Origin of the sequence: Variovorax sp. V35, assembly GCF_041154465.1 — a bacterium.
GTDB classification, from domain to species: Bacteria; Pseudomonadota; Gammaproteobacteria; order Burkholderiales; family Burkholderiaceae_C; genus Variovorax; species Variovorax boronicumulans.
Genome location: NZ_AP028666.1, coordinates 2,357,586 through 2,381,449, shown reverse-complemented (window position 1 = coordinate 2,381,449; position 23,864 = coordinate 2,357,586). Strand labels below are relative to the sequence as shown.

22 protein-coding genes and 1 tRNA gene are annotated in these 23,864 nt (G+C 69.0%); 19 read left to right on the top strand and 4 right to left on the bottom strand.

Features of this window, described 5'->3' with window-relative positions; all coding sequences use genetic code 11:
- The first annotated feature begins 3 nt into the window (after positions 1–3).
- The 3 genes from ACAM42_RS11010 (at position 4) to ACAM42_RS11000 (ending at position 2,768) form a co-directional block, all read left to right on the top strand.
- On the top strand, positions 4–852 hold the full coding sequence (locus tag ACAM42_RS11010) for a phosphatase PAP2 family protein (RefSeq protein ID WP_369632021.1): 849 nt from the start codon (positions 4–6) through the stop codon (positions 850–852).
- 124 nt (positions 853–976) lie between these two features.
- Positions 977–1,660 (top strand): hypothetical protein, encoded by a 684-nt coding sequence (locus tag ACAM42_RS11005; protein WP_070059832.1) that lies wholly within the window; start codon positions 977–979, stop codon positions 1,658–1,660.
- A gap of 85 nt (positions 1,661–1,745) precedes the next feature.
- Positions 1,746–2,768, top strand: coding sequence for a tripartite tricarboxylate transporter substrate binding protein (locus tag ACAM42_RS11000; RefSeq protein ID WP_062470813.1), 1,023 nt, complete (start codon positions 1,746–1,748; stop codon positions 2,766–2,768).
- A gap of 21 nt (positions 2,769–2,789) precedes the next feature.
- On the opposite strand, the gene ACAM42_RS10995 is transcribed toward ACAM42_RS11000, so the two are convergent.
- Entirely contained in the window at positions 2,790–3,695 is a 906-nt protein-coding gene (locus ACAM42_RS10995; RefSeq protein WP_062470965.1) for a LysR family transcriptional regulator, read from the bottom strand.
- A 187-nt stretch (positions 3,696–3,882) separates the two neighbouring features.
- Between ACAM42_RS10995 and ACAM42_RS10990 the strand changes: the two genes are divergently transcribed.
- Positions 3,883–4,887 (top strand): Bug family tripartite tricarboxylate transporter substrate binding protein, encoded by a 1,005-nt coding sequence (locus tag ACAM42_RS10990; RefSeq protein WP_369632020.1) that lies wholly within the window; start codon positions 3,883–3,885, stop codon positions 4,885–4,887.
- 21 nt (positions 4,888–4,908) lie between these two features.
- Positions 4,909–6,456, top strand: a complete 1,548-nt coding sequence (locus tag ACAM42_RS10985) for an amidase (RefSeq protein ID WP_369632019.1) — start codon at positions 4,909–4,911, stop codon at positions 6,454–6,456.
- 13 nt (positions 6,457–6,469) lie between these two features.
- Here ACAM42_RS10985 and ACAM42_RS10980 read toward each other — a convergent pair whose 3' ends face one another.
- Positions 6,470–7,816, bottom strand: a complete 1,347-nt coding sequence (locus tag ACAM42_RS10980; RefSeq protein WP_369632018.1) for a PLP-dependent aminotransferase family protein — start codon at positions 7,814–7,816, stop codon at positions 6,470–6,472.
- A 126-nt stretch (positions 7,817–7,942) separates the two neighbouring features.
- On the opposite strand from ACAM42_RS10980, the gene ACAM42_RS10975 reads away from it, so the two are divergent.
- The 3 genes from ACAM42_RS10975 to ACAM42_RS10965 all read left to right on the top strand — a co-directional run bounded on the left by ACAM42_RS10975 (position 7,943) and on the right by ACAM42_RS10965 (position 10,376).
- Positions 7,943–8,572, top strand: a complete 630-nt coding sequence (locus ACAM42_RS10975; RefSeq protein ID WP_369632017.1) for a LysE family translocator — start codon at positions 7,943–7,945, stop codon at positions 8,570–8,572.
- 31 nt (positions 8,573–8,603) lie between these two features.
- Positions 8,604–9,452 carry a PhzF family phenazine biosynthesis protein gene (locus ACAM42_RS10970; RefSeq protein ID WP_369632016.1) on the top strand — a complete coding sequence of 283 codons (849 nt, stop codon included), beginning with the start codon at positions 8,604–8,606 and terminating at the stop codon, positions 9,450–9,452.
- A 246-nt stretch (positions 9,453–9,698) separates the two neighbouring features.
- A complete protein-coding gene (locus ACAM42_RS10965) occupies positions 9,699–10,376 on the top strand; it encodes a TetR family transcriptional regulator C-terminal domain-containing protein (protein WP_306301667.1) in 678 nt (225 codons plus the stop codon).
- Positions 10,377–10,394: 18 nt separating this feature from the next.
- On the opposite strand, the gene ACAM42_RS10960 is transcribed toward ACAM42_RS10965, so the two are convergent.
- Positions 10,395–11,333, bottom strand: coding sequence for a LysR family transcriptional regulator (locus tag ACAM42_RS10960; RefSeq protein ID WP_070059839.1), 939 nt, complete (start codon positions 11,331–11,333; stop codon positions 10,395–10,397).
- A gap of 111 nt (positions 11,334–11,444) precedes the next feature.
- Between ACAM42_RS10960 and ACAM42_RS10955 the strand changes: the two genes are divergently transcribed.
- The 7 genes from ACAM42_RS10955 (at position 11,445) to ACAM42_RS10925 (ending at position 19,080) form a co-directional block, all read left to right on the top strand.
- Positions 11,445–12,662: an MFS transporter gene (locus ACAM42_RS10955; protein WP_369632015.1), complete on the top strand. Its 1,218-nt coding sequence runs from the start codon at positions 11,445–11,447 to the stop codon at positions 12,660–12,662.
- Positions 12,663–12,839: 177 nt separating this feature from the next.
- The gene (locus ACAM42_RS10950; RefSeq protein WP_369632014.1) at positions 12,840–14,108 is read left to right on the top strand and encodes an amidohydrolase family protein; all 1,269 of its coding nucleotides are present in this window, start codon (positions 12,840–12,842) and stop codon (positions 14,106–14,108) included.
- A 19-nt stretch (positions 14,109–14,127) separates the two neighbouring features.
- A complete protein-coding gene (locus ACAM42_RS10945) occupies positions 14,128–14,991 on the top strand; it encodes a creatininase family protein (RefSeq protein ID WP_307584953.1) in 864 nt (287 codons plus the stop codon).
- Positions 14,992–15,052: 61 nt separating this feature from the next.
- Complete coding sequence (locus tag ACAM42_RS10940; protein WP_062468632.1) at positions 15,053–16,039, top strand: ABC transporter substrate-binding protein; 987 nt, start codon at positions 15,053–15,055, stop codon at positions 16,037–16,039.
- A 13-nt stretch (positions 16,040–16,052) separates the two neighbouring features.
- Positions 16,053–16,886, top strand: a complete 834-nt coding sequence (locus tag ACAM42_RS10935; RefSeq protein WP_369632013.1) for an ABC transporter ATP-binding protein — start codon at positions 16,053–16,055, stop codon at positions 16,884–16,886.
- Positions 16,883–17,701 (top strand): ABC transporter permease, encoded by an 819-nt coding sequence (locus ACAM42_RS10930; protein WP_159275087.1) that lies wholly within the window; start codon positions 16,883–16,885, stop codon positions 17,699–17,701. The genes ACAM42_RS10935 and ACAM42_RS10930 overlap by 4 nt, the downstream gene beginning before the upstream one ends.
- A gap of 8 nt (positions 17,702–17,709) precedes the next feature.
- Positions 17,710–19,080, top strand: coding sequence for an FAD-binding oxidoreductase (locus ACAM42_RS10925; protein ID WP_369632012.1), 1,371 nt, complete (start codon positions 17,710–17,712; stop codon positions 19,078–19,080).
- Between the two features lie 22 nt (positions 19,081–19,102).
- Here ACAM42_RS10925 and ACAM42_RS10920 read toward each other — a convergent pair whose 3' ends face one another.
- Positions 19,103–20,029: a LysR family transcriptional regulator gene (locus ACAM42_RS10920; RefSeq protein WP_369632011.1), complete on the bottom strand. Its 927-nt coding sequence runs from the start codon at positions 20,027–20,029 to the stop codon at positions 19,103–19,105.
- Positions 20,030–20,111: 82 nt separating this feature from the next.
- Here ACAM42_RS10920 and ACAM42_RS10915 point away from each other — a divergent pair, with 82 nt between their 5' ends.
- The 4 genes from ACAM42_RS10915 (at position 20,112) to ACAM42_RS10900 (ending at position 23,847) form a co-directional block, all read left to right on the top strand.
- On the top strand, positions 20,112–21,431 hold the full coding sequence (locus ACAM42_RS10915; protein WP_369632010.1) for an arylsulfatase: 1,320 nt from the start codon (positions 20,112–20,114) through the stop codon (positions 21,429–21,431).
- A gap of 58 nt (positions 21,432–21,489) precedes the next feature.
- Positions 21,490–22,464 (top strand): Bug family tripartite tricarboxylate transporter substrate binding protein, encoded by a 975-nt coding sequence (locus ACAM42_RS10910; RefSeq protein WP_369632009.1) that lies wholly within the window; start codon positions 21,490–21,492, stop codon positions 22,462–22,464.
- Between the two features lie 405 nt (positions 22,465–22,869).
- Positions 22,870–23,784, top strand: a complete 915-nt coding sequence (locus ACAM42_RS10905; protein WP_369632754.1) for a restriction endonuclease — start codon at positions 22,870–22,872, stop codon at positions 23,782–23,784.
- A tRNA-Asn gene (locus ACAM42_RS10900) sits at positions 23,774–23,847 on the top strand. Before ACAM42_RS10905 ends, ACAM42_RS10900 begins: the two co-directional genes overlap by 11 nt.
- The last annotated feature ends 17 nt before the right edge of the window (positions 23,848–23,864 follow it).

The window sequence follows — 23,864 nt, the reverse complement described above, 5'->3', positions numbered from 1 at the left end:
CCCATGGCTTTGAAACACCTGTCGCCGCTGCTCGTGGCGGCCCTGCTCGCGGGCGGATGCGCAACATCGCCCGCGCCGACCACCTCGGCCGCCGACGTCGGCGAAACACGCCCGGGGTCTGGCTATCTCAAGGGCTACCTGGCCTCGGCCGAGATGCCCGACAGCCTGGCGCTGCTGCCACCGCCGCCCGAGGCGAACTCGGCCGCGCTGGCGGCCGACGTCGCTGCGTTCCGCAGCCTCACCGCGCTGCAGGGTTCGCCGCGCGGCGCGCTCGCGGTGCGCGATGCCAACCTGCGCTTTCCGGAGGCGGCCTCCACCTTCTCCTGCGCGCTGGGCGTGCGCATCTCCGAGCAGCAGACGCCGCACCTGAACATGCTGCTGCGGCGCACGCTGGCCGATGCCGGCGGCGCCACCTACAAGGCCAAGGAGAAGTACCAGCGCACGCGGCCCTTCGTGGCGCTGAAGGCCGCCAGCTGCACGCCGAAGGAAGAAGCGCACCTGGCCAAGGACGGCTCCTACCCTTCCGGGCACTCGGCGCTGGGCTGGGCCTGGGCCCTGGTGCTGACGGAGCTCGCGCCGGAGCGCGCGGACGCGCTGCTGCAGCGCGGCCGCGCCTTCGCGCAAAGCCGCGGCATCTGCGGCGTGCACTGGCGCAGCGACATCGAGGCGGGGCGCCTGATCGGCGCGGCGACCGTGGGTCGGCTGCATGCCAACCCGGTGTTCACGGCGCAGGTGAGCGCGGCGAAGAACGAGATCGCGCAGGCACGCAGCCGCCCGGACAACGCCCCGCCCGCGGCCGACTGCGCGGCCGAGGCGAATGCGATCGCGGGCTCTGCGGCGCTGACGCCCTGAGCAGGCGCCGCGCCCCCCTCGACCACCTCGCCCACGGCCGGCGTGTGTGCGGGTTGTCGAGGGGAACGCTGCGTGTGCGAAGCGGGTAGCCTCGCCAACTCCAACCACTCCAAGGAGACCTCGCATGCGCCATCGTTCCGTTCTGTCATGGGGTGCCGCGGCCTCGGCGGTCGCGCTCCTCGCTGCATGCGGCGCCATGTCTTCGGGCAAGGACGCCAACCCGATGAGCTTCTTCATCACGAGTGCCAATCCCGGCAAGGGCGGCGACCTCGGCGGCCTGGCCGGCGCGGACCGCCAGTGCCAGGCGCTGGCCGCGAGCGCCGGTGCGGGCGGCAAGACCTGGCGCGCCTACCTGAGCGCCACCGAAGCGGGCGGCCAGCCGGCCGTCAACGCACGCGACCGCATCGGCACCGGGCCGTGGCGCAACGCCAAGGGCGTGGTCGTGGCCACCAGCGTGGCCGACCTGCACAGCGCGAACGCCAAGCTCGGCAAGGACACCTCGCTGACCGAAAAGGGCGAGGTGGTCTCGGGCTTCGGCGACCCGGTCAACCGGCACGACATCCTCACCGGCTCGCGCCCCGACGGCACGCTCGCACCGGCCGCCGCCGGCAAGGACACCACCTGCGGCAACTGGACGCGCAGCGTCGACGGCTCGGCCATCGTCGGCCACCACGACAAGAAGGGCACCAACCCCGACCCGGTCGCCAACGCCTCGTGGAACGCGTCGCACGGCACGCGGGGCTGCAGCGTCGACCAGCTCAAGCAAAGCGGCAGTGCCGGCCTGATGTACTGCTTCGCCGTGAACTGAACCCGCAGGGCGGCGCCCCGGCCCGTGCGTCGATCCACGGGCGGGCGCGCTGCGATGTGCCACAGACGACCCATCGGAGGACTTCATGATCCAAGCCACCCAGCCCCTTCGTGCAGCGCCGCGGCGCCTGCTTCTTTGCCTGGGTGCCGCGGCACTCGGCCTGGGCGCCTTCGGGGCAAGCCCCGCGTGGGCACAGACGGCCTGGCCCAGCAAATCGGTCACGCTGCTGATCGGCTTCCCGCCCGGTGGGCAGACCGACTTCGCCGGCCGCGTGCTGACGAACGGCATGCAGGGCGCACTCGGCCAGCCCGTGGTCATCGACAACAAGGCCGGCGTGAACGGCAACATCGCGTCGGTTGAACTGATGAAGGCGCCGCCGGACGGCCACAAGCTGCTGGTGGGCAACGGCTCGATGACGATCATGCCGCACGTGTACACCAAGCTCGGCATCGTCGATCCGCAAAAGATGACCCCCATCGGCATCATGCTGCAGTCGCCGCTGGTGCTGGTGGTGCCCGCCACGTCGCCGATCAAGACCTACGCGCAGTTCGCCGAAGAGGTGAAGTCGCGTGCCAAGAGCGGCAAGGGCATCGACTACGGAACGGGGGGCGCAGGCTCGCTGATCCACGTCACCATGGAACTGCTGCGCGAGCGCCTGGGCAACCCGGCGATGAACCATGTGCCCTACAAGGGCAGCAGCCCGGCGATGGTCGACCTGATGGCCGGCCGCCTCGACGCCATGTTCGACGCCACCTCCGTCGTCGCACCGTTCGTGAAGTCGGGTCAGCTGCGGCCCTTGCTGGTGACCAGCGACAAGCGTTCGCCGATGCTGCCGAACGTGCCCACCGCCGCGGAAAGCGGCATCAAGGACTTCAGCATCATCTCCTTCATCGGCCTGTACGGACCGCCCGGGTTGAGTCCCGAGGTCGTGAAGAAGGCCAACAGCGCGATGAACGCGGCACTGAAGGAGCCGACCGTGGTCAAGAGCATCGTCGATCGCGGGGACGAGCCCGGCGGCGGCTCGCCCGAGCAGCTCGGCGCGATGACCCGCGACCAGTACAAGATGTGGGGCGCCGTCGTGAAAGCGAACAACATCACGGCCGACTGAGCTTCGGCCCCGCGCCGCGCATCAGGCGCTGAGCACTTCGCGCAAGTGCTCGACGAAAGCGCGCGCCGCATCGGGCAGGCGCCGGCCGGCCATGCTCTGCACCTCGAAATGCCGCTCGTTCATCTCGCGGTCGCGCAAGGCACGCGCCACGATCGTGCCGTTCTCGAGCTGCTGGCGCAGCGCGAGCTCGCCGCAGAAGGTCACGGCCTGGCCGTGCGCCGCGTAGTGCACCAGCGGGTAGAGGTGGTCGCTGGTCAATGCCGCCTCGAGCGGCAGGCGCTGGCGGGCGCAGCTGATGTTGAGCAGCTGGCGCAGCGTCGACGTGGGCGCCGGCAGCGCGAGCGGGTAATGGACCACCTGCGCCAGCGACACCTGCCGCCGCTCGGCCAGCGGATGCGAAGGCGCCATCACGGCGCACACGGGCGAGGGATGCCGGATCTCGACGTCCAGGCCGTGCTCCGAGCCCAGGCTCACTGTCACGCCGAGGTCGACCAGGCCTTCGCGCACGCGGCGCGCCACCTCGCGCTGCACGCACATGTCGAGCGAGAAGCGGATGCCGGGACAGCGCGCCTGGAACGCAGCCACCAGGGCCGGCAGGAACTCGTAGGCAAAGCCCTCGGTCGCGGCCACGCGCACCTCGCCCTTGCGCAGGCCACGCAGCGCGAGGATGTCGTCGGTCACGCGCTCGATGTCGAGCCAGGCCCGGCGCGCGTGCGCCGCCAGCAATTCGCCGGCTGAGTTGAGCGCCATGCCGCGGGCGCGGCGCTCGAACAGGAGGGTGTCGAGCTCGCGCTCGATCCGGCCGATCTGGCGGCTCACGGCCGACGGCGCCACGTTCAGCCGCACGGCCGCCTCGGTGACCGAGCCGACGCGTGCCACCTCCAGGAAGTAGCGCATCGACTCCTCCTGGAGCACGCGCTGGTTGATCGGGCGTTCGGTGCGCGCCCCGGTGCGAGCCGGGGCGGGAGACTTGGAAGTGGGAGATTTCATCGGCGTGGTCTGCGTTGCGCCAGCAGCAACGCAACCTTCCAATCATTGTGCTTGCTACACCGCAGGGCGTGCCCCAGCATTTCCCCTCCCCCTCTTCTCTTCGCTCTACGGAAGGACCCTGTCAATGAACGCTCCCCGTTCGCAAGCGCCGCATCGGCGCTGGTGCTGTGCCGTCCTCGCGGGCGTGGCCGCATGCCTCGGCACGGCCCTGCCCGCGATGGCACAACCGGCCTACCCGACGCGCCCCGTCACGCTGGTGGTGCCGTACCCGCCCGGCGGCAGCGCGGACACGGTGGGGCGCCTGGTCGGCCAGCGCCTGTCGGAGGAACTGGGGCAGCCGGTGCTCATCGACAACCGCCCCGGTGCCGGCACGGCGGTCGGCGCCGCGTTCGTGGCCAAGGCATCGCCCGACGGCTACACGCTGCTGCTCGGCTCGGGCTCGACCCTCACCATGAACCCGGCCATCCGCCCGAACCTGCCCTACGACGCCCTCGGCAGCTTCGAGCCGGTCGCGATCGTCGCGCGCATTCCGCTGATCCTGCTGGCCAACAAGAACGTGCCCATCGGCAACGTCAAGGAGTTCGCCAGCGCGGTGCGCGCGGCGCCCGACAAGTACTCGTACGCGTCCTTCGGCACGGGCACGTCCTCGCACTTCACCGGCGAGATCATCCTGCAGGCGGTGGGCGCGAAGATCATGCACGTGCCCTACCGGGGCAGCGCACCGGCCATGACGGACCTGATCGGCGGCCAGGTGCCGTTCTCGGTGGACACCGTCACCGCCGCGATTCCGCAGCTCAAGGGCGGCAAGGTCAAGGCGATCGCCGTGACCACCCGTCAGCGCTCCTCGCAGCTGCCGCAGGTTCCGACCTTCGCCGAGGCGGGCTACCCCGAGGTCGATGCCGACACCTGGATCATGGTCGTCGCGCCGAAGGGCACCCCCGCGCCGGTGCGCGAGCGGCTGGAGAAGACACTCGCCAAGATCGTCGCCACGCCCCAGGCCCAGGCGGCCCTGCAGGCCCAGGGCGCGGAGCCGGCCTTCGCCGGCGCCGCCGCCTCGCTCGCGCAGATCGAACGCGAACTGCCGCTCATGCGCGCCGTCGCCCGGCGCGCCAACATCCAGGCCGACTGAGTGCGGCACATTCCGAAAGCCATGACCCAACCTTTCTCTTCCTCCTCCTCCGAGCTCGTCGAACTCTCCGCAGTGGAACTGCGACGGCTGATCGGCACGCGCGCCCTCTCGCCGGTCGAGCTGCTCGAGGCCTGCATCGCGCGCATCGAACAGCTCAACCCCTTCGTCAACGCCGTGACCGCCACCTGCTACGAGCGCGCCCGCGCCGAAGCCCGCGCCGCGGAGCGGGCCGTGAAGAGCGGCGAGCCGCTGGGCCTGCTGCACGGCCTGCCGCTGGGCGTGAAGGACCTCGAGCCGACGGCGGGCCTGCTGTCCACCATGGGTACGCCCGCCTTGCGCAACCACGTGCCGTCGAACGACATCGAGCTGGTGCGCCGCCTGCGCGCCGCCGGCGCGATCGTGGTGGGCAAGACCAACGTGCCCGAGATGGGCGCCGGCGCCAACAGCCGCAATCCGGTCTGGGGGGCCACGGGCAATCCCTTCGACCCCAACCTCAACGCCGGCGGTTCGTCGGGCGGTTCGGCCGCGGCGCTGGCGCTGGACATGCTGCCGGTGTGCACCGGCTCCGACACCGGCGGCTCGCTGCGCATCCCGGCCGCCAAGTGCGGCGTGGTGGGCCTGCGGCCGTCGCCGGGCATCGTGCCCAGCGTGCGCAAGAGCCTGGGCTGGTCGCCGATCTCGGTGGTCGGTCCGATGGGTCGCGATGTGGCCGACGCCTGCCTCCAGCTCGCGGCCACAGCGGGCCCGCATCCGGGCGATCCCTTGAGCTATCCGCTGGATGCGGCGGCCTTCGCGCGGCCGGCGCCGCTGGACCTGTCGCGCCTGCGCGTGGCCTGGACCACCGACTTCGGCCTGTGCGATGTCGACCCGTCGATCCGCCGGACGATGCACGATCGCATGGCCGCCATGCGCGGGCTCTTTGCGGCCTGCGACGAGGTGCGCTTCGACCTGGGCGAGGTGCACCGCTGCTTCGACGTGCTGCGCGCGGAGGCCTTCGTCGCCGGCATGCGCGAAACCTACGAACGCGCCCCCGAGAGCCTGGGCCCGAACCCGCGCAGCAACTACGAGATGGGCGCGCGCATGAGCCTGCCCGACGCGGCCTGGGCGCAGACGGAACAGACACGCATCCTCCAGCGCTTTCAGAAAGTGTTCGAGAACTACGACCTCGTGCTCTCGCCCACGACACCGGTCTCGCCCTTTGCCTGGACGCAGTCGCATGCGCTGCAGATCGACGGCCGCCCGCAGGAGAACTACTACCGCTGGCTCGCACTGACCTACGTGGTGACGCTGACCACCCACCCTGCGATCAGCCTGCCGTGCGGCACCGACGAGCGCGGCCTGCCCTTCGGCCTGCAGGTGGTGGGTCGCTTTCGCGGCGACCTCGCGCTGCTGTCGGCCGCGCAGGCGATGGAACAGGCCTTCGCGCCCGATCCGCGGCTGCGCCGGCCGCGGCCCGATCTCACACGCCTTCGCAAGGCCGAGCCGGCCCTCGACTCGATCGTGACCGCGCCGCCCGACGACCGGCACGCCAGCGCGCCCACCGACGGCGCCCCGGCACCGGTGGTCTGAGGTCCGCGCCGCGTCAGGCGCCTGGCTTCAGCAAGGTGGCCAGGAGGGCCAGGGCCCCGGTCAGCTCGTCGAAGCCGGGGCCGCCCAGGCAGATCCGCAGGCCGCTCGCCTTGTCCTTCGGGTTCGCCATCAGGGTCTGCGGCGGGGTGAGCTTCACGCCGGCTTGCGCCGCCGCGGCCACGACGCCCTCGGCAACATCGCGCCGCATCGGCAGCCAGACGTTGTAGGCATCGGGATGCCAGACCAGTTCGCCGGCACCGAGCAGCGAGACGGCCAGCCGAGAACGCCGCCGGGCCTCGTGGCGCAGATCGCGCTGGACCGAGGCGACGACGCCGGTGACCAGCCATTCGTCGACCACCGCGCAGGAGAACGCCGACGGCGCCATGGGCACGTCCTGCAGAAGCGCCTGCGCCGGGCCGCACAGCTCGGGCGGCAGTGCCAGCACGCCGACCTGCAATCCCGGGCCGAGCGACTTGGAGAGCCCGTTCACATGCAACGTGATGTCGGGCGCCAATGTGGCCAGCTGGGGCAAGCCGTCGGAGGCCGCCGCGTACACGCCGTCTTCGATGATCCAGGCGCCCGCGCGGCGACACACCGCCACGATGGCCCGCCGTCGCTTCGCGCTCATCGTGGCCGTCGTCGGGTTGTGCAGCGTCGGGGTGAGATAGACCGCCGTGCCACCGGCGGGCGCCGCGCCGTCGAGCGCCTGTGCGAGCGCCTGCGGCACCATCCCTTCCGCGTCCATCTCGACACCCTGGATGCGACACCCCTTGCGCCGGGCCAGCGCGAGGGCGCCGGGGTAGGTGATCCGTTCGGTGAGCAGCACGCCTTGCCGCCCGCACACCAGGTCGAAGGCCAGCGACAGCGCCTGGCGTGCGCTGCTGGTCAGCACCAGCTGCGACGGATCGACGGCCAGGCCGATCGTTTCGAGCCAGCGGGCGAGAACGCGGCGATGTTCCAGGTGCCCGCCGGGTGGCGCGTACAGGTTGAAGTGATCCGCGTCGATCTTGCGCGCGATGCCCGTCAACGTTCGCGCCAGCACGCGCGCACCGAGCGCGGCCGGTGGCGCATTCGACGACAGATCGATCTCCCGGTCGCCGTGCGCCTGGTGAATCGCCACGAAGGTTCCCCGGCCCTTGACGCTGCGCGTGAGGCCCCTGCGCTCCAGGATGGCATAGGCCTTCGTCACGGTGCCCAGGCCGATCTGCAGCGTCTTCGCCAGGTCCCGATGCGCAGGCAGACGATCGCCGCCCGCGAGCCGCCCCTCGACGATGTCGTCGGCCAGGGCCAGCACCACCCGCTCGGTGGCATTCGTGCCGTTGCTTGCCAGACGGGGCGTCCAGGAGGATCGAAGGAGCACGTGCGTGGCCTCGCAAATAAAAGTGTCACGTGACACTTTTTGAATATTCCAATAGTGTAACTTTCACTCCTCGGCCTCCATCGCGCTGAAGGCCGCCGAAGACACCCTTGGTTTTGGAGCACCCGCATGGCCGTCAGCCAGATCGCACTCGTCTACGGGACGTACCTCATCGCCACCGCCAGTCCGGGGCCGAGCAACATGGCCATCATGGGCACCGCGATGCGTGACGGCCGCCGCCCCGCGCTCGCGCTCGCGGCCGGCGTTGTCACGGGCTCGCTCTTCTGGGCGATCCTGGCGGCGACCGGTGTTTCCGCAGTCCTGACCGCGTATGCGCAGGCCCTTGTCGTGCTCAAGATCGCCGGCGGCCTCTACCTGCTGTACCTGGCTTTTCGCGCGGGCCGGTCCGCCATGCGACCTGGCACCGACGCGGTGAAGAACAGCGCGGAACGCGGCGCATTGCGCAACCGCACCCTCTACCGCCAGGGCGTGCTCATGCACATCGGCAACCCGAAGGCGATCATGTCGTGGATCGCGATCATCTCGCTCGGCGTGCGCCAGGACACACCCGCCGGCGGGTTGCCGGCCATCGTGGGCGGTTGCGTGCTTCTCGGCATCATGGTGTTCGGCGGCTACGCGATCGTCTTTTCGACCGCGTCGATGATTGCGCTGTATGCGAGGCTGCGACGCTGGATCGAAGGCGTGCTCTCGGCTGTGTTCGCGGCCGCGGGGCTGAAGCTGCTGGTCTCGCAGAATTGACTCCAATGGATCCCAGCGAAAGACCGCACTTATGAGCATCACCGTCCACATGATCGACGTCTTCGGCGCCGGCCCGCTCTCGGGCAATCCGCTGGCGGTCGTCACCGGCGCCGACGCCCTCGCCACGCATGACATGCAGCAGCTGACGCGCTGGTTCAACCTCTCGGAAACCGCGTTTGTCTTCGCCCCCACGCACCCGGAGGCGGACTACCGCGTGAGGATCTTCACCCTGGACCGGGAGATGCCCTTTGCAGGCCACCCCACGCTCGGCAGCTGCCACGCCTGGCTGTCGGGCCAGGGCGCGCCCAGACAACAAGCCACGGTGATCACGCAGGAGTGCGGCGCGGGGCTGGTCCAGATCCGGCGCGACCAGGGACGGCTCGCGTTCGCCGCGCCGCCGCTGATCCGCTCGGGCACGCCGACCCCGGCCGAACTCGAGGACGCACGGCGGCTGCTGGGCATCGAAGCGGACGACATCCAGGACGCGGCCTGGATCGACAACGGCCCCGGCTGGCTGGGGATCCGGCTGGCCTCGGCCGAGAAGGTGCTGTCTCTGGAGCCGCCCCGCCGCTGGCCCACGCGCATCGACGTCGGCGTGGTCGGCCCTCATGCCGAGGGCGGTGGCGCGGCCTTCGAAGTGCGCGCCTTCTTCACCGACCATCTGGGCGCCATCGTCGAAGACCCCGTCACGGGAAGCCTCAATGCCTCGCTCGCGCAGTGGCTCTTCGCCACAGGCGTGGCACAAGACGACTACGTCGCCGCGCAGGGCACGCGCCTGGGCCGGCAGGGCCGCATCCACCTGACCCGCGACGACGCCGGCCAGGTCTGGGTCGGCGGCGACACGCGCACGCACGTCAAGGGTGAACTGGACGGCCTCTGATCCGTTCACGCAAGGCCTGCACAGACTTCACTCTGACTTCACCTGCGTTGCGCACACTGCGTTTCGACAGCGGTTCGGCGCTGGTAGAGGCAAGGGGAAGAAAAAAGTAGCTCAGGGAAACGCCTCGATGCCGACCGCTGTCACCTTTCATCGCCCAGCGAGAAAGGCGCAGGCGCACTCATCGCAAGAAAGGGCCACGGGCCAAGGATTACCATCGGCCGGGCGCACGCCGCGCCTCCCACGCCCATGACCGTCGCCACCGCCCCTGTGCCTCCCGCCATCGCCCAAGAAATGCCCGCACCCGACGGCCCGCTGTCGCGCGCGAGGCCGGGGCGCGAACGCATCATGGCGGCCATCCGCACGGCGGCGGTGACCGAGTTCAGCCTGCACGGGCTGAAGGGCACCTCCACCCAGGCCATCGCCGCGCGCGCCGGCCTCACCAAGCCCCAGCTGCACTACTACATCGCCGGCAAGGAAGAGCTCTACGAAGAGCTGCTGATGCAGGTGCTGCATGCCTGGAAGGTGGTGTTCTCGTTCGAGGACGCCAGCGACCCGGCCACGGTGCTGGGCGACTACATCCGCAAGAAGCTCGACCATGCCTTCGACAACCCGGAGATCTCGCGCATCTTCACGCGCGAGGTGCTCGACGGCGGACGCAACCTCGACCGGTACTGGCCCAACGCGCAGGCGTGGACGCAGAAGAAGGTCGACATCATCAACGGCTGGATCGCGCGCGGGCAGATGCGCCCGCTCGATGCGCGCCTGCTGCTGATGCACATCTGGGCCATGACCCAGAGCTACGCCGACTACGCGATCCAGACGCGCGTGATGCTCGGCCTGCCGCCCGAAGCCCCGATCGACCGCGAACCGATCGCGCGGGAACTGGTGGCGTTCGTCCTGGGCGGCTGCGGCATCAAGGCCTGAACTCCGCGCCGGCCTCGCTCAGGCCACGCGCGCCTCCCAGACCTGGCCCGTCGGGTCGGCCAGCGCAAGCCGCATCATCTCGATGAAGCGGCGCAGGCGCGCCGGCTGGAAGCGCGCGTGCGGGTAGGTCAGGTAGACGGGCAACGGCGCCACATGCCATTGCGGCACGAGCTGCACCAGCCGTCCGGCAGCGATGTCCTCGTTCAGCAGCCAGGCCGAGCCCAGGCAGGCGCCCAGGCCCATGCGCGCCGCGCTTTGCAGCGCATAGAGGCTGTCGGTGCTCATGCGCGGACGGATCGGCACGCGCGCGATCTCGCCGGTCGGCCGGTGCGTGAGCAGCACCTCGTTGCGATAGAAGGTGCGCAGCGCGAGCCACGGCAGCTCGGCCAGCTCTGCTGCGTGCGCGGGCGGTGAGCGTCCCTCCAGCAGCGAGGGCGCGGCGACCACCACGCGCGGAACTTCCGAGACCTTGACCGCCACGGCCATCGCATCGGTCATCTCGCCGACCTGGATCGCGCAGTCGACGCCTTCGGCGATGAAGTCGGGGCGGCGGTCGTTCAGCAGCCATTCGACGGACACGCGCGGATAGGCGCGCAGGTACTCGGCCAGCGGACCGACCAGCAGCAGCTGGCCCAGCGCATGCGGCGCCACCACGCGCAACGTGCCCTCCGGCTCGTCGCCCACGCCGCGCAGGTCGGCCTCGAAGGCGTGCCAGTCGGCGATCAGCTCCCTGGCGCGCTCGTAGCAACGCTCGCCGTCTTCCGTGAGCTTCATGGCGTGCGTGGAGCGGCGCAGCAGCCGCACACCCAGCGAGCGCTCCAGCGCCTGCAGGCGACGGCTCACGGTGGGCTGGGTGGCGCCCATCTGGAGCGCGGCGGCCGACAGGCTGCCGGCCTCGACGATGTGAAGAAAGGTCTGCATCAGCTCGATGCGGTCGACAGCAGGGGACGTGGACATGGCCTCATTTATGCGTTTGGCGTATGGGCATTGTGCGATCCGCGGGACTACCAAGCCAAGCCCCTAAGGAGCACATTCCAACCCTTGCTTCGATAATCGAGGGTTAACACCATGTCTTCCATTCAAACTACGCATGCATCGGCCGCCGCGCCGGGGCACGGCCTGCCGGCCTCGCTGATCCTGCTGCTGGCCGCCGGCGCGGGCCTGTCGGTGGCCTCGCTCTACTACGTGCAGCCGATGCTCGGGGTGCTGGGCGCCGACATCGGTGCCTCCACCCGCGCGGTGGGCTTCATTCCCACGCTCACGCTGCTGGGCTATGCGCTGGGCATCCTGCTGCTGGCGCCGCTGGGCGACCGCTTCGACCGGCGCCGCATCGTGCTGATCAAGGCGGCGGCGCTGTGCGCCGCGCTGCTGGTGGCCGGCGCCGCACCGTCGATCGGCGTGCTGCTCGCGGCCAGCCTCGCGATCGGGCTGGCGGCCACGATGGCGCAGGACCTCGTGCCCGCCGCCGCCACGCTGGCGCCCGACGCCACGCGCGGCAAGACGGTCGGCACGGTGATGACGGGGCTGCTGCTGGGCATCCTGCTGTCGCGCGTGGTGAGCGGCTTCGTGGCCGAGCACTTCGGCTGGCGCGCGATGTTCATCGCGGCCGCGGCCAGCATCGCGCTCATCGGCGCCGCGGCCTGGCGCGGGCTGCCGCGCTTTCGGCCGACCACGCACCTGGCCTACGGCGCCCTGCTCGGCTCGCTGGGCACGCTGTGGTCGCGCCACGGCACGCTGCGCCGCGCGGCGCTGGCCCAGGCGCTGCTGGCCGTGGGGTTCAGCGCCTTCTGGTCGACGCTGGCTGTGATGCTGCACGGCGCGCCCTTCCACCTGGGCAGCGCGGCGGCAGGTGCCTTCGGCCTGGCCGGCGCGGCGGGCGCGCTGGCAGCGCCGCTGGCGGGGCGGCTGGCCGACCGGCGCGGACCGGAGCTGGTGACGCGCCTGGGCGCAGGGCTGGCGCTGGTGTCGTTCGCGGCCATGGGGCTGGCACCGCTGATGACGCCGCATGCGCAGCTGTGGCTGCTGGCACTCGCCGCGATCGGCTTCGACCTGGGCATGCAGGCGGCGCTGATCGCCCACCAGACGATCGTCTACGGCATCGAGCCCGGTGCGCGCAGCCGGCTCAACGCCGTGCTGTTCACCAGCATGTTCATCGGCATGGCGACCGGCTCGGCGCTGGGCGCGCTGGTGCTCGCTGCGTGGGGCTGGGCCGGCGTGACGGCGCTGGCGACCGCCGCGGCCGCCGCCGCGCTGGCGGTGCGGCTCTGGCCGCGCCAGGCAACGTAGTCGCATCAGTCGCGGGCCGCGCCCGCCTCCCCAGTCCGGTGCACCTGGACTGGCACGTCGCTTGCATAACCTGACCAGTTGCTCTGATTGATTGGTCAAATTCATGCACGTCCGCGTTGCCTGCTGTCTGTCGATGGAAACCAGCGCCCCCGCAGGCCCGGTGGAGGCGCGTTTCGCATGAACGCGCCCGCGCTGCTGGACAACGCACGGCTGCCGCGCTGGCTGCTGCCCGCCGACTGGCCGCAGCGCCACGGAGTGCCCGAACTCGCACGCATCGGCATCGAGGCCGGCCGCGTGCGGTCGGTGCAGCCCGCGAGGGACATCACGCCGGGCGCCGGCTGGGACCTCGCCGGCACGCTCGCCCTCCCCGCCTTCGTCGACGCGCACACGCACCTGGACAAGGCGTTCACGCTGGCGCGCATGCAAAAGGTGCGGCCCGGCCTGCTCGGCGCGATCGACGCGATGCTGGCCGACCGCGTGCACTGGACGCCCGCCGACGTGCGCGAGCGCGCATCGCGCGGCCTGCAATGGGCCTGGGCATGCGGCACTGCCCATGTGCGCACGCACGTCGACTGGTGGGAGCCCGACGCGCTGCCCACGGCCTGGCCCGTCATGGCCGAGCTGGCGCAGGAATGGGCCGGCCGGGTGCGGCTGGAGCAGGTCGCCCTCATCAAGCTGCCCCTGTTCGAAGACGCGTCGCAGGCGCTGCGCCTGGCGCGGCAGGTGAAGGCCACCGGAGCGCACGCATTGCTCGGCGGCTTCGTGCACTCCACCAACTGGAGCGAGAACGCGCTGCGCAACCTGCTGGTGGCGGCGCAGGCCTGCGAGCTCGACATCGACCTGCACGTGGACGAGGAACTCGACGCCTCGGCCGTGGGCCTGCAGACCACCGCACGCCTCCTGCGCGAGATCGGCTACGAAGGCCGCGTGGTCTGCGGCCACCTCTGCGCGCTGGCGGCCCAGCCCGAGGCGCAGGCCTTCGCCACGCTGGACGCCGTGGCGCGCGCGCCGATCACCGTGGTGTCGCTGCCCGCCACCAACCTGCTGCTGCAGGACGCCGTCACCGGGCGCACGCCGCGCCAGCGCGGCATCACGCTGGTCAAGGAAGCGCATGCGCGCGGCATTCCGCTGCTGTTCGCCAGCGACAACGTGCAGGACCCGTTCTGCCGCCTCGGCAGCTTCGACCCCGTCGAGGCACTGGGCACGGCCGCGCTGGTGGCGCAGCTCGACGAGCCCTTCGACACCTGGTCGCAGGCGCTGTGCCGCAGCGACTGGCTGGAACGCACGCCCGCCACGACGGCGCCCACGCTGGTCGGAGCGAAAGCCGACCTGGTGCTGTTCACGCAGGCCGACCGCCACGGCTGGCCCTCGCGCAGCGCCGCCCGCGTGGTGCTGCGCGACGGCCGCGTGACGCACGGCGACGCATCGCCTTTCTTCCCTGAATAAAGAACAAACAAGGACCCCCATGCTCCACGGCTACATCCCGCCCCACCGCTTCCTGCCCTACCTGAGCTGGACCGAAATCGCCGCCCTGCCCGACCGCGAGAACACCGTCATCGTGCTGCCGTGCGGCGCCATCGAGCAGCACGGCCCGCACCTGCCGTGCTCGGTCGACAGCGTGATCGCCTCGGGCGTGATGGGCAAGGCGCTGGAGAAACTGCCGGCCGAGGTGCGCGCCTTTGCCCTGCCGCCGATCACCTACGGCAAGTCGGAAGAGCACCTGCACTTTCCCGGCACGGTGACGCTCACGGGCACCACGCTGCTGTCGACCGTGATCGAGATCGGCGAATCGGTGTACCGCTCGGGCTTTCGCAAGCTGCTGTTCGCCAACGGGCACGGCGGCCAGCCGCAGGTGCTGGAGATGGCGGCGCGCGAACTGCGCCTGCGCCACGGCGACTTCGTGATCGTGCCGCACGGCGTGTCGCGCCTGCCCAGCGCGGCGAGCCGGCAGGTGAGCGAGCAGGAAAAGAAGCTCGCGATGCACGCGGGCCATTCCGAGACCGCGCTGATGCTCGCGCTGGCGCCCGACACCGTGCACATGGAACGCGCGGCGGCCAACTTTCCGCCGCCCTTCCCGATCAAGCTGCTGTCGGCCGACGGCCGCCCGGCCTGCGCCTGGACCGCGCGCGACTTCGGCCCCAGCGGCGTGATCGGCGACCCAACCAGCGCCACGCGCGAACAGGGCCTCGAAATCCTGGACACGCTCTCGGACAGCTGGGCCCAGGCGCTGACGGAGCTTCATGCGCTGCGCTGGGTCGTGCGCGAGGAAGCCACCTGGGAGCGCGGCCACCAGCAGGGCTTCATCCAGCAGTCGTTCGTGCCGGCCTGAGGCGCGCTCCTTGCAACGGCTTCGTTCTTCTTTTTCATCCCGCCTTCGAGAGGTCCCCACCATGCGTTCCTTCGCTCTTTCCCTGGCCGGCGCCGCCGCGCTCTCGCTCCTCACGGCCGTTGCACCCGCACAGGCCCAGGACAAGTTCACCTACATGACCAACTGGTACGCGCAGGCCGAGCACGGCGGCTTCTACCAGGCGGTGGCGCAGGGCATCTACAAGAAGCACGGCCTGGACGTGACGATCCGCATGGGCGGCCCGCAGGTCAACATCACGCAGATGATGGCCGCGGGACAGGCCGACTGCATCATGGGATCGAGCGACATCCAGATGATGCAGGTGCGCGAAGGCGGCGTGCCCGTGGTCAACGTGGCGGCCTTCTTCCAGAAGGACCCGCAGGTGCTGATCGCGCACGACGACGTCAAGAAGTTCGAGGACCTCAAGGGCAAGACGCTCCTGATCGGCGCGCAGGCCAACCGCGGCTACTGGCCCTGGCTCAAGGCCCGCTTCGGCCTGAAGGACGAACAGACGCGTCCCTACACCTTCAACATCCAGCCCTTCGTGGCCGACCCGAACACCGCGCAGCAGGGCTACCTGACCTCCGAGCCCTACGCCATCCAGAAGGCCGGCGTGAAGAGCACGGTGCTGATGTTCAGCGACCACGGCTACCCCTCCTACGCGGTCACCGTGTCGTGCATGGACAAGACGGTGAAGGAGCGCAGCAAGCAGGTCGCCGCCTTCGTGAAGGCCTCGGCCGAAGGCTGGAAGAGCTACCTGGCCGACCCGGCACCGGCCAACGCGCTGATCAAGAAGGACAACCCCAACATGACCGACGACCAGCTCGCCTACAGCGTGGCCAAGCTCAAGGAGATGGGCATGGTCACCGGCGGCGACGCGGCCAAGCTGGGCATCGGCGTGATGACCGACGCGCGCGCCAAGGCGAGCTACGACTTCCTGGTGAACGCGAAGCTGCTCGACCCCGCCAAGGTGGATCTCGCCAAGACCTACACGACCGAGTTCGTGAAGGACGCCAAGGTCTTGCCCTGAACCTCGCCGCGCCATGAACCGCATCGAACCCCACACCCTCGCGCCGCCGGTGGCGCCCGCCGTGCCCGCCGTCGAAATCCTCTCGGCCGAGAAGACCTACCCCAACGGCACGCAGGCGCTGCTGCCGGTGGACCTGTCGATCGCCGAAGGCGAGTTCGTCACGCTGCTCGGCCCCTCGGGCTGCGGCAAGAGCACGCTGCTGAAGATGGTGGCGGGCATGCTGGAGCCCAGCGACGGGCGCCTGCTGGTGTGGCGCAAGCCCGTGGCGCAGTTGCACGACTGCCCGCACAAGATGTCGTTCGTGTTCCAGTCGCCCACGCTGATGCCGTGGGCCAGCGTGCAGACCAATGTGCGGCTGCCGCTGGACCTGGCGGGCGTGCCCCGCAAGGAGGCCGATGCGCGGGTGACGGAATCGCTCGCGCTCGTGGGGCTGGAGAAGTTCGCCAATGCGCTGCCGCGCGCGCTGTCGGGCGGCATGCAGATGCGCGTATCGATCGCGCGCGGGCTGGTCACGCAGCCCGACCTGCTGCTGATGGACGAGCCCTTCGGCGCACTCGACGAGATCACGCGCCACAAGCTCGACGCCGACCTGCTCGAGCTGTGGCGCAAGAAGAAGCTCACGGTGATCTTCGTGACGCACTCGATCCACGAGGCGGTGTTCCTGTCCAGCCGCGTGGTGATGATGGCCGCGCGGCCGGGTCGCGTGGTCGAGCAGTTCCAGATCGACGAGCCCTACCCGCGCCAGGCCGACTTCATGGTCACGCCCGCGTTCGCGCGCCACGCGAAGCAGTTGCAGGACAGCCTGCTGCGCGCCAGCACCACAGAAGAAGAGGAGGCCGCGCCATGAAGACGGCGACGAAACCCGCGGCGCCCCTGCTGAGCCAGCCGCGCGTGCAGCGCGTGCTCTACCCGGTGCTCATCGGCGTGGTGCTGGTCGCGCTGTGGCAATGGATGGTGGTGGCCATGGAACTGCCGCCCTACCTCGTGCCCTCGCCCTGGCTGATGATGCAGACGCTGGTGACCGACTGGGCGCCGCTGGGCAGTGCGCTCCTGGTCACGCTGAAGATCACGGTGCTGTCGTTCGCGCTGGCCACGGTGGCGGGTGTGCTGATCTCGTTCCTGTTCGTGCAGAGCAAGCGCATCGAGACCGCCCTCTTTCCGTACGCGGTGCTGCTGCAGGTCACGCCCATCGTGGCCGTGGCGCCGCTGATCATCATCTGGGTGAAGAACCCGGTGGCGGCCATGACGGTGTGCGCGGCGCTGGTGGCGCTGTTTCCCATCATCAGCAACACCACGCTGGGCCTGCGCAGCATCGACCCCGACCTGCAGAGCTACTTCAAGCTGAACCGCGCCACGCGCTGGCAGCAGCTGGTGCGCCTGCGCATTCCGAGCGCGCTGCCGTACTTCTTCGGCGGGCTGCGCATCTCCAGCGGCCTGGCGCTGATCGGCGCGGTGGTGGCGGAGTTCGTGGCCGGCACCGGCGGCTCGGGCGCAGGGCTGGCCTACCAGATCCTGCAGGCGGGCTTCCAGCTGAACATTCCGCGCATGTTCGCGGCCCTGCTGCTCATCTCCCTCACCGGTGTGGCGCTCTTCGTGCTGATGGCCTGGCTCACCAAGGTGGCGCTGGGCTCGTGGCATGCGAGCGAACTTTCCCAGGATTGAAATCGACCATGAACGCTCCCGCTTCCGCCATCGAACAACTGCTGCTCGAACTCCCCGACCTCGACTGGATCACCGACGAAGGCCGCGTCACGCGCCTCTCGCAGGACTTCTCCTGGTTCAGCCCGGTGCTCACGCGCCAGCTGAAGGACAAGCGCGCCGACGTGGTGGTGCGCCCGCGCACCGAAGAAGACATCCGCGCGGTGGTCGGCGCCTGCGCGCGCCGCGGCGTGCCCATCACGATCCGCGGCAGCGGCACCGGCAACTACGGCCAGACCACGCCGCTCGCCGGCGGCGTGGTGCTCGACATGACAGGCTACAACGCCTGCCTGTGGGTGCAGCCCGGCGTGGCGCGCGCGCAGGCCGGCATCCGCCTGGGCGAACTCGAGAAGCAGACAAAACCCACCGGCCAGGAGATGCGCTGCGTGCCCTCGACCTACCGCAGCGCGACGCTGGGCGGCCTGTTCGGTGGCGGCTTCGGCGGCGTGGGCTCGATCAACTACGGGCCGCTGAGCGCGCCTGGCAATGTGCTGGGCATTCGCGCGATGACCATCGAGGCCGAGCCGCAGGTGGTCGAACTGCGCGGCGCCGAAGCGATGCGCATGCACCACCTGTGGGGCACCAACGGCCTCGTGCTGGAGCTGGAGATCGCACTGGCGCCGGCGCATCCGTGGCTCGAGACGCTGGTGACCTTCGACGACTTCGAGAACGCGCTGAACTTCGCGGACAAGCTCGCGCATGCGCCGGGCATCGTGAAGCGCGGCGTCACCTTCTTCGCGGCGCCCATCGCCGACCACCTCGCGCAGCTGGCGACGCACCTGCCCAAGGGCTGCCACACCGTGCTGTCGCTGGTGGCCGAGCAGAGCGAGCCGGCCATGATGCTGCTGGTGCAGGCGCACGGTGGCACCGTGAGCTACCGCAAGACGGCCGCCGAAGTACAGAAGAGCAACCGCACGCTGATGGAGTTCACCTGGAACCACACGACGCTGCACGCGCTGAAGATCGACCCGACGCTGACCTACCTGCAAAGCGGGTTCATCCCCGGCCGGCATGTCGAGCAGGTCATCGAGATGGAGAAACTGCTGGGCGGCGAGGTCATGATGCACGTCGAGTTCCTGCGCAACGCGGCGGGGCTCCTGACCTGCAGCGGGCTGCAGCTGGTGCGCTTCAGCACCGAGGATCGCCTGAACGAGATCATCGACATCCACCGCGCGCACCAGGTGCACATCAACAACCCGCACGTGAACATCGTGGAAGACGGCAAGGCCGGCGGGCCGCTCCCGCCGGAAGTCATCGAGGTGAAGCAGCGCTTCGATCCGATGGGCTTGCTGAACCCGGGCAAGCTGCGCGACTGGCCGGTGAAGGCGACGACCGCGGCCTGAAAACGGCCTCAGCGAGCGCCCGTCAGCCCTTGCGCGCCGCGCTGCTTCGCTGCGCCGGCGCCAGTGCCTTGAGCGCCTGCACGAACTCCTCGAGGAGTGGGGAGCGGTAGGTATTCGGACGTGAGAAAAGCGAGATGCGCCTCGGAATCGACAGCGCCTCGACAGGAATCACCTTGACGCCACGCGCCTGGGGCAGTGCGAGCACGGAGACCGGGACGATGCCCATCAGATCGGTCGCTGCAAGCACCGGCAACGACCAGGACGCATTGAAGTGCACCTCGATCGCGCCTTGCGGCGGCGTCGCGCCGGCGGAACGAAATACCTCGTCCAGCTTCGCGCGTGCAGCCGAATGAACGGACGGCAGCACCCAGGAAAACTTCGACAGATCGCCCATCGTGAGACGGCGACGCGCGAAGACCGGATGCCCCACGCGCGCCACGGCGACGAGCGCATCGGTCAGGAGGTCCTCATGCACCAGGCCGTGCGGCATGGATTCATAGGTCGGAATCACGGCGACATCGAGCAGGCCCTGGCGCGTCCAGTCGATCAACTCGTCCGAGGACGCCACTTCCAGGCGCACATGCATGCCCGGGCGACGGGGCTGCAGCGCCGCAAGCGCCGGTGAAAGCACGGCATCCAGAACCGCCAGCGTCGCGCCCACACGGATGAGCCCGGCACGTCCTGCGCGGACGTCGCCCGCATGACGAAGCGCCTCGTCGTGCTCTGACTTCATGCGTTGCGCACGTTCGCGGAACGCGACGCCGAACGGCGTGAGTGTCATGCCATGGCCCGAGCGCTCGAAGAGACCGAGCCCCATCTCGTCCTCCAGCCGGCGGATCGCCTTGGAAAGCGCCGCGGCCGTCACCGTCAGGCTGGTTGCTGCACGGGCCAGTTGCCCATGGCGCGCCACTTCCAGGAAGTAGTCGAGGTCACGTGCCGAGAAGGACATGAATAAAAGTTAACGAAAACTTCCCAAATGGAAACACCCGAATCCTAGCCGTTCCTAGACTGCAGTCGCAATGAGTCCCTCCATGAACCCACCCAACATCGTTCTCATCCTGGCCGACAACCTCGGCTGGGGCGAGCTCGGCTGCTACGGCGGCGGGGCGCTGCGGGGCGCGCCCACGCCACGCATCGACGCGCTCGCCAGCCAAGGCCTTCTGCTGCAGAACTTCAATGTCGAGAGCGACTGCGTGCCGACGCGCTCCGCGCTGATGAGCGGGCGGCATCCGATCCGTACGGGCTGCCTGCAGTCGGTGCCGCCCGGCCTGCCTCAGGGCCTGGCACGCCGCGAGATCACGCTGGCGCAGCTGCTCTCGGCACAGGGTTATGCGACTGCGCACTACGGCAAATGGCACCTGGGCGATGTTCAAGGCCGCTTCCCGAGCGACCGTGGATTCGACGAGTGGTACGGCATCCCGCGCACCACGGACGAGAGCCAGTTCACGGCCAGTGTCGGCTACGACCCGAGCGTGGTGGACATCCCGTACATCATGCAGGGCCGTGCCGGTGCGCCTTCGCAGAACGTCGAGGAATACAACCTGGATTCGCGCCGACGCATCGATGAGACGCTGACGAACCGGTCCTTGGAATTCATCCAGCGCAACCACGCGGCACAGAAGCCTTTCTTTCTGTACCTACCGCTCACGCACCTGCACTTTCCCACCCTGCCTCACCGCGATTTCGCGGGCCGCACCGGCCATGGCGACTTCGCCGATTCCATGGTCGAGATGGACCACCGCGTGGGCCAGGTCATCGACGAAATCGAGCGCCTCGGCATCTCAGAAGACACCCTCTTCATCTTCGCGAGCGACAACGGCCCCGAGTTCCGCGCCCCTTACCGCGGCACGGCCGGCCCCTGGCGTGGCACCTATCACACGGCCATGGAAGGCAGCCTGCGCGTGCCGTGCATCGTGCGCTGGCCGGGCAAGATCGCCGCGGGCCGGGTGAGCAACGAGATCATGCACGTCACCGACCTCTTCTCCACGCTGGCACGCGCGGGCGGCGCCCGCATTCCCGAGGACAGGCCGATCGATGGCATCGATCAGATGCCCTTCTTCCTCGGCGAACAGAAGTCCTTGCGCGAGGGCTTTCTCTTCCATATCAAGAACGAGTTGCGCGCGGTGAAGTGGCGCGACTGGAAGCTGCATTTCTATTGGGAGCCCGAGGTGAACGAAGGCAAGGGCAAGCTCGAGTCGCCCTATCTCTTCAACATCACGCGCGACCCCAAGGAGGAGTCGGATGTGCTCGTCTACAACACGTGGGTCCTGGGGCCGATCCAGCGGATGGTCCGTGCCTTCCATCAGAGTGCGACAGCACATCCTCACACGGCGCCGGGCGCGCCGGACTGAGGCCGCGGAATCCCCGACGCGCTCGCGCATCTCTCCACCGTCCCAGAAGGCTCACCCCATGTCCAAGCATCCAGGCAGCCGCCGAGGCCTCTTTCTGATCTTCTGCGCACTCACGGCGCTGGCGTCTTCTCCGGCGCTCGCACAAGAGAAGTACCCCTCTCGAGCGATCACCTGGGTCGTCGGCTACCCACCGGGGGGCAGCGTCGATGTCGTCACGCGCCTTGTCGCCCGCAAGTTGGAGGCGACGCTCGGCCAGCCCATCGTGGTCGACAACAAGCCCGGTGCCACGGGCTCGCTCGCGCTGCGGTATGTGGCAACCCAGCCTGCCGACGGCTACACCCTGGTGACGGTTCCCGGCCCGGTGCTCACGAGCATCCCGATGCCGCAGATCGGCAAGGAGATGAGCGCCATCGCCATGCTCGCCAAAGGCTCCACGGTCCTTGTAGGACCGGCACGGCCCGATGCGCCCAAGGACCTCAAGGCCCTGCTCGCAGACGCATCCGCCCACCCGGACAAGTACAGCTACGGCTCCTCCGGCAACGGCACCGGCCAGCACCTGACCGGAGAACTCATCCAGGCACTGACGGGCGTGACGATGACGCATGTACCCTACAAGGGCGGCAACCAGGCGGTGACCGACGTGATCGGTGGACAGATCCCGCTGGCGGTACTGGGCATCACGCCCGTGCTCCCGCACATCAAGTCCGGCAAGCTCAAGGCGTACGGGGTTTCCACGGCGACCCGCTCCGCCTCCTTGCCCGAGGTGCCGACCCTCAGGGAAGCCGGCATCGCCAACTTCGAGGCCAGTCAGTGGTTCGTCCTGGCTGCGCGCACGGGCCTCCCGGCAGACCGAAGCGATCGCCTCAACGAAGCGGTGGCACAAGCCCTGAAGGACCCGGAGGTGATGAAAGGCTTCGAGAACGTCGGCATGTTTCCTGAAGTCCACAGCGCAAAGCAGACCGCCGACTACATCCACACCGACATGCGGCGCTGGGCAGACCTCGTGAAGAAGAACAAGATCGCGATCGACTAGCTAGCGTGTGGAGTGAACCCCATCGACGGGACTGCAGGGGTCGTCATCCAGACGCAGACATCCCGAGTGAGACGGCGAAGCACAGTCAACAGCCGCCTGGCCAATGAAAAAGGGCGTTCACTGAATTTCAGTGAACGCCCTAGGTCGTTGTGCTGGGGTCTACTGAACGATAGACCAGAACGCCCGCGTCTATTGGGAGGACGGATTCCACTTGTTAGTTTGTTCCCCGCTTTGTTCCCCGGTCTTCGTCTGGCAATAGGCTACGACCCACGTCAGGTTACTTGCCCGTCCTTAGCCCCCAAGCGCTCCGCGATGGCATCAGCGAAGGCCTTGCTCGGCGAACGTCGTCAACATTGTTGCAAAATGTTCCTCAAACCCATGTTCGAAGGTTTCGGAGGGGAATCAATGGCGAGACGGCGTAAATCCAGCATAGCCGACGACCTCATGGATCTGGTGGCCTTGCTACCTTGGTGGGCAGGCGTGGTGTTGGCACTCGCCAGCTACTGGGTGTTGCATGCCATGGCCACGCGTCCCCTGCCCGCGGCTCAGTCCGCCCAGCAAATCGGGCAGTTGGCCACGACGGCCATCTGGCAGGGCCTAGCCACGGGAGGTCAGTATCTGCTGCCGATGATCTGTCTCTTCGGCGCGGTCATGTCAGCGGTACGTCGGCAGCGGCGGCGCGCCTTGTTCGACACGACCTCCGCGAGCAGCAGTGCCGACGCGCTGCAGGACATGTCCTGGCAGCAGTTCGAACTGCTGGTCGGTGAAGGTTTCCGGCGACGCGGGTATGCGGTCAAGGAGGTCGGTGGTGGCGGCGCCGATGGTGGCGTGGATCTGGTTCTCACCAAGGCCGGGGAGAAGTCCTTCGTTCAATGCAAGCAATGGAAAGCCTTCAAAGTCAGCGTCTCCACAGTACGGGAGCTCTATGGCGTGATGGCCGCACAGGGCGCAGCGGGCGGCTTCGTCGTGACCTCCGGACGCTTCACGCAGGAGGCCACCGCGTTCGCCAGCGGCCGCAACATCCGACTCATCGATGGGCCGGCACTCATGCAGCTCCTGCGCGAAGCGCGTGGCAAGACTGAAGCAATTTCATCACTTTCCGATACGCCTGTGCTGCACGCGATGGCTGCGTCCCCAAGGTCTAATGAATCGGCAGGCATCGCTCAAGTGATGGCGCCGGCTGGGTCCGCCAATCCCCATTGCCCAAAGTGTGACAAGCCGATGGTGCGGCGGGTGGCGAAACGGGGTGTCACGGCTGGCAAGGCCTTCTGGGGATGCTCGGACTTTGCTGCGGGATGCCGGGGTACACGCGAGGTTTAGGGCACCTGGTGCCGGCGGACTATTAACCCGTCGATCGAGTGTTCGAGCCATTCCTAACCCGCGCGGATTTTTTAGAATAT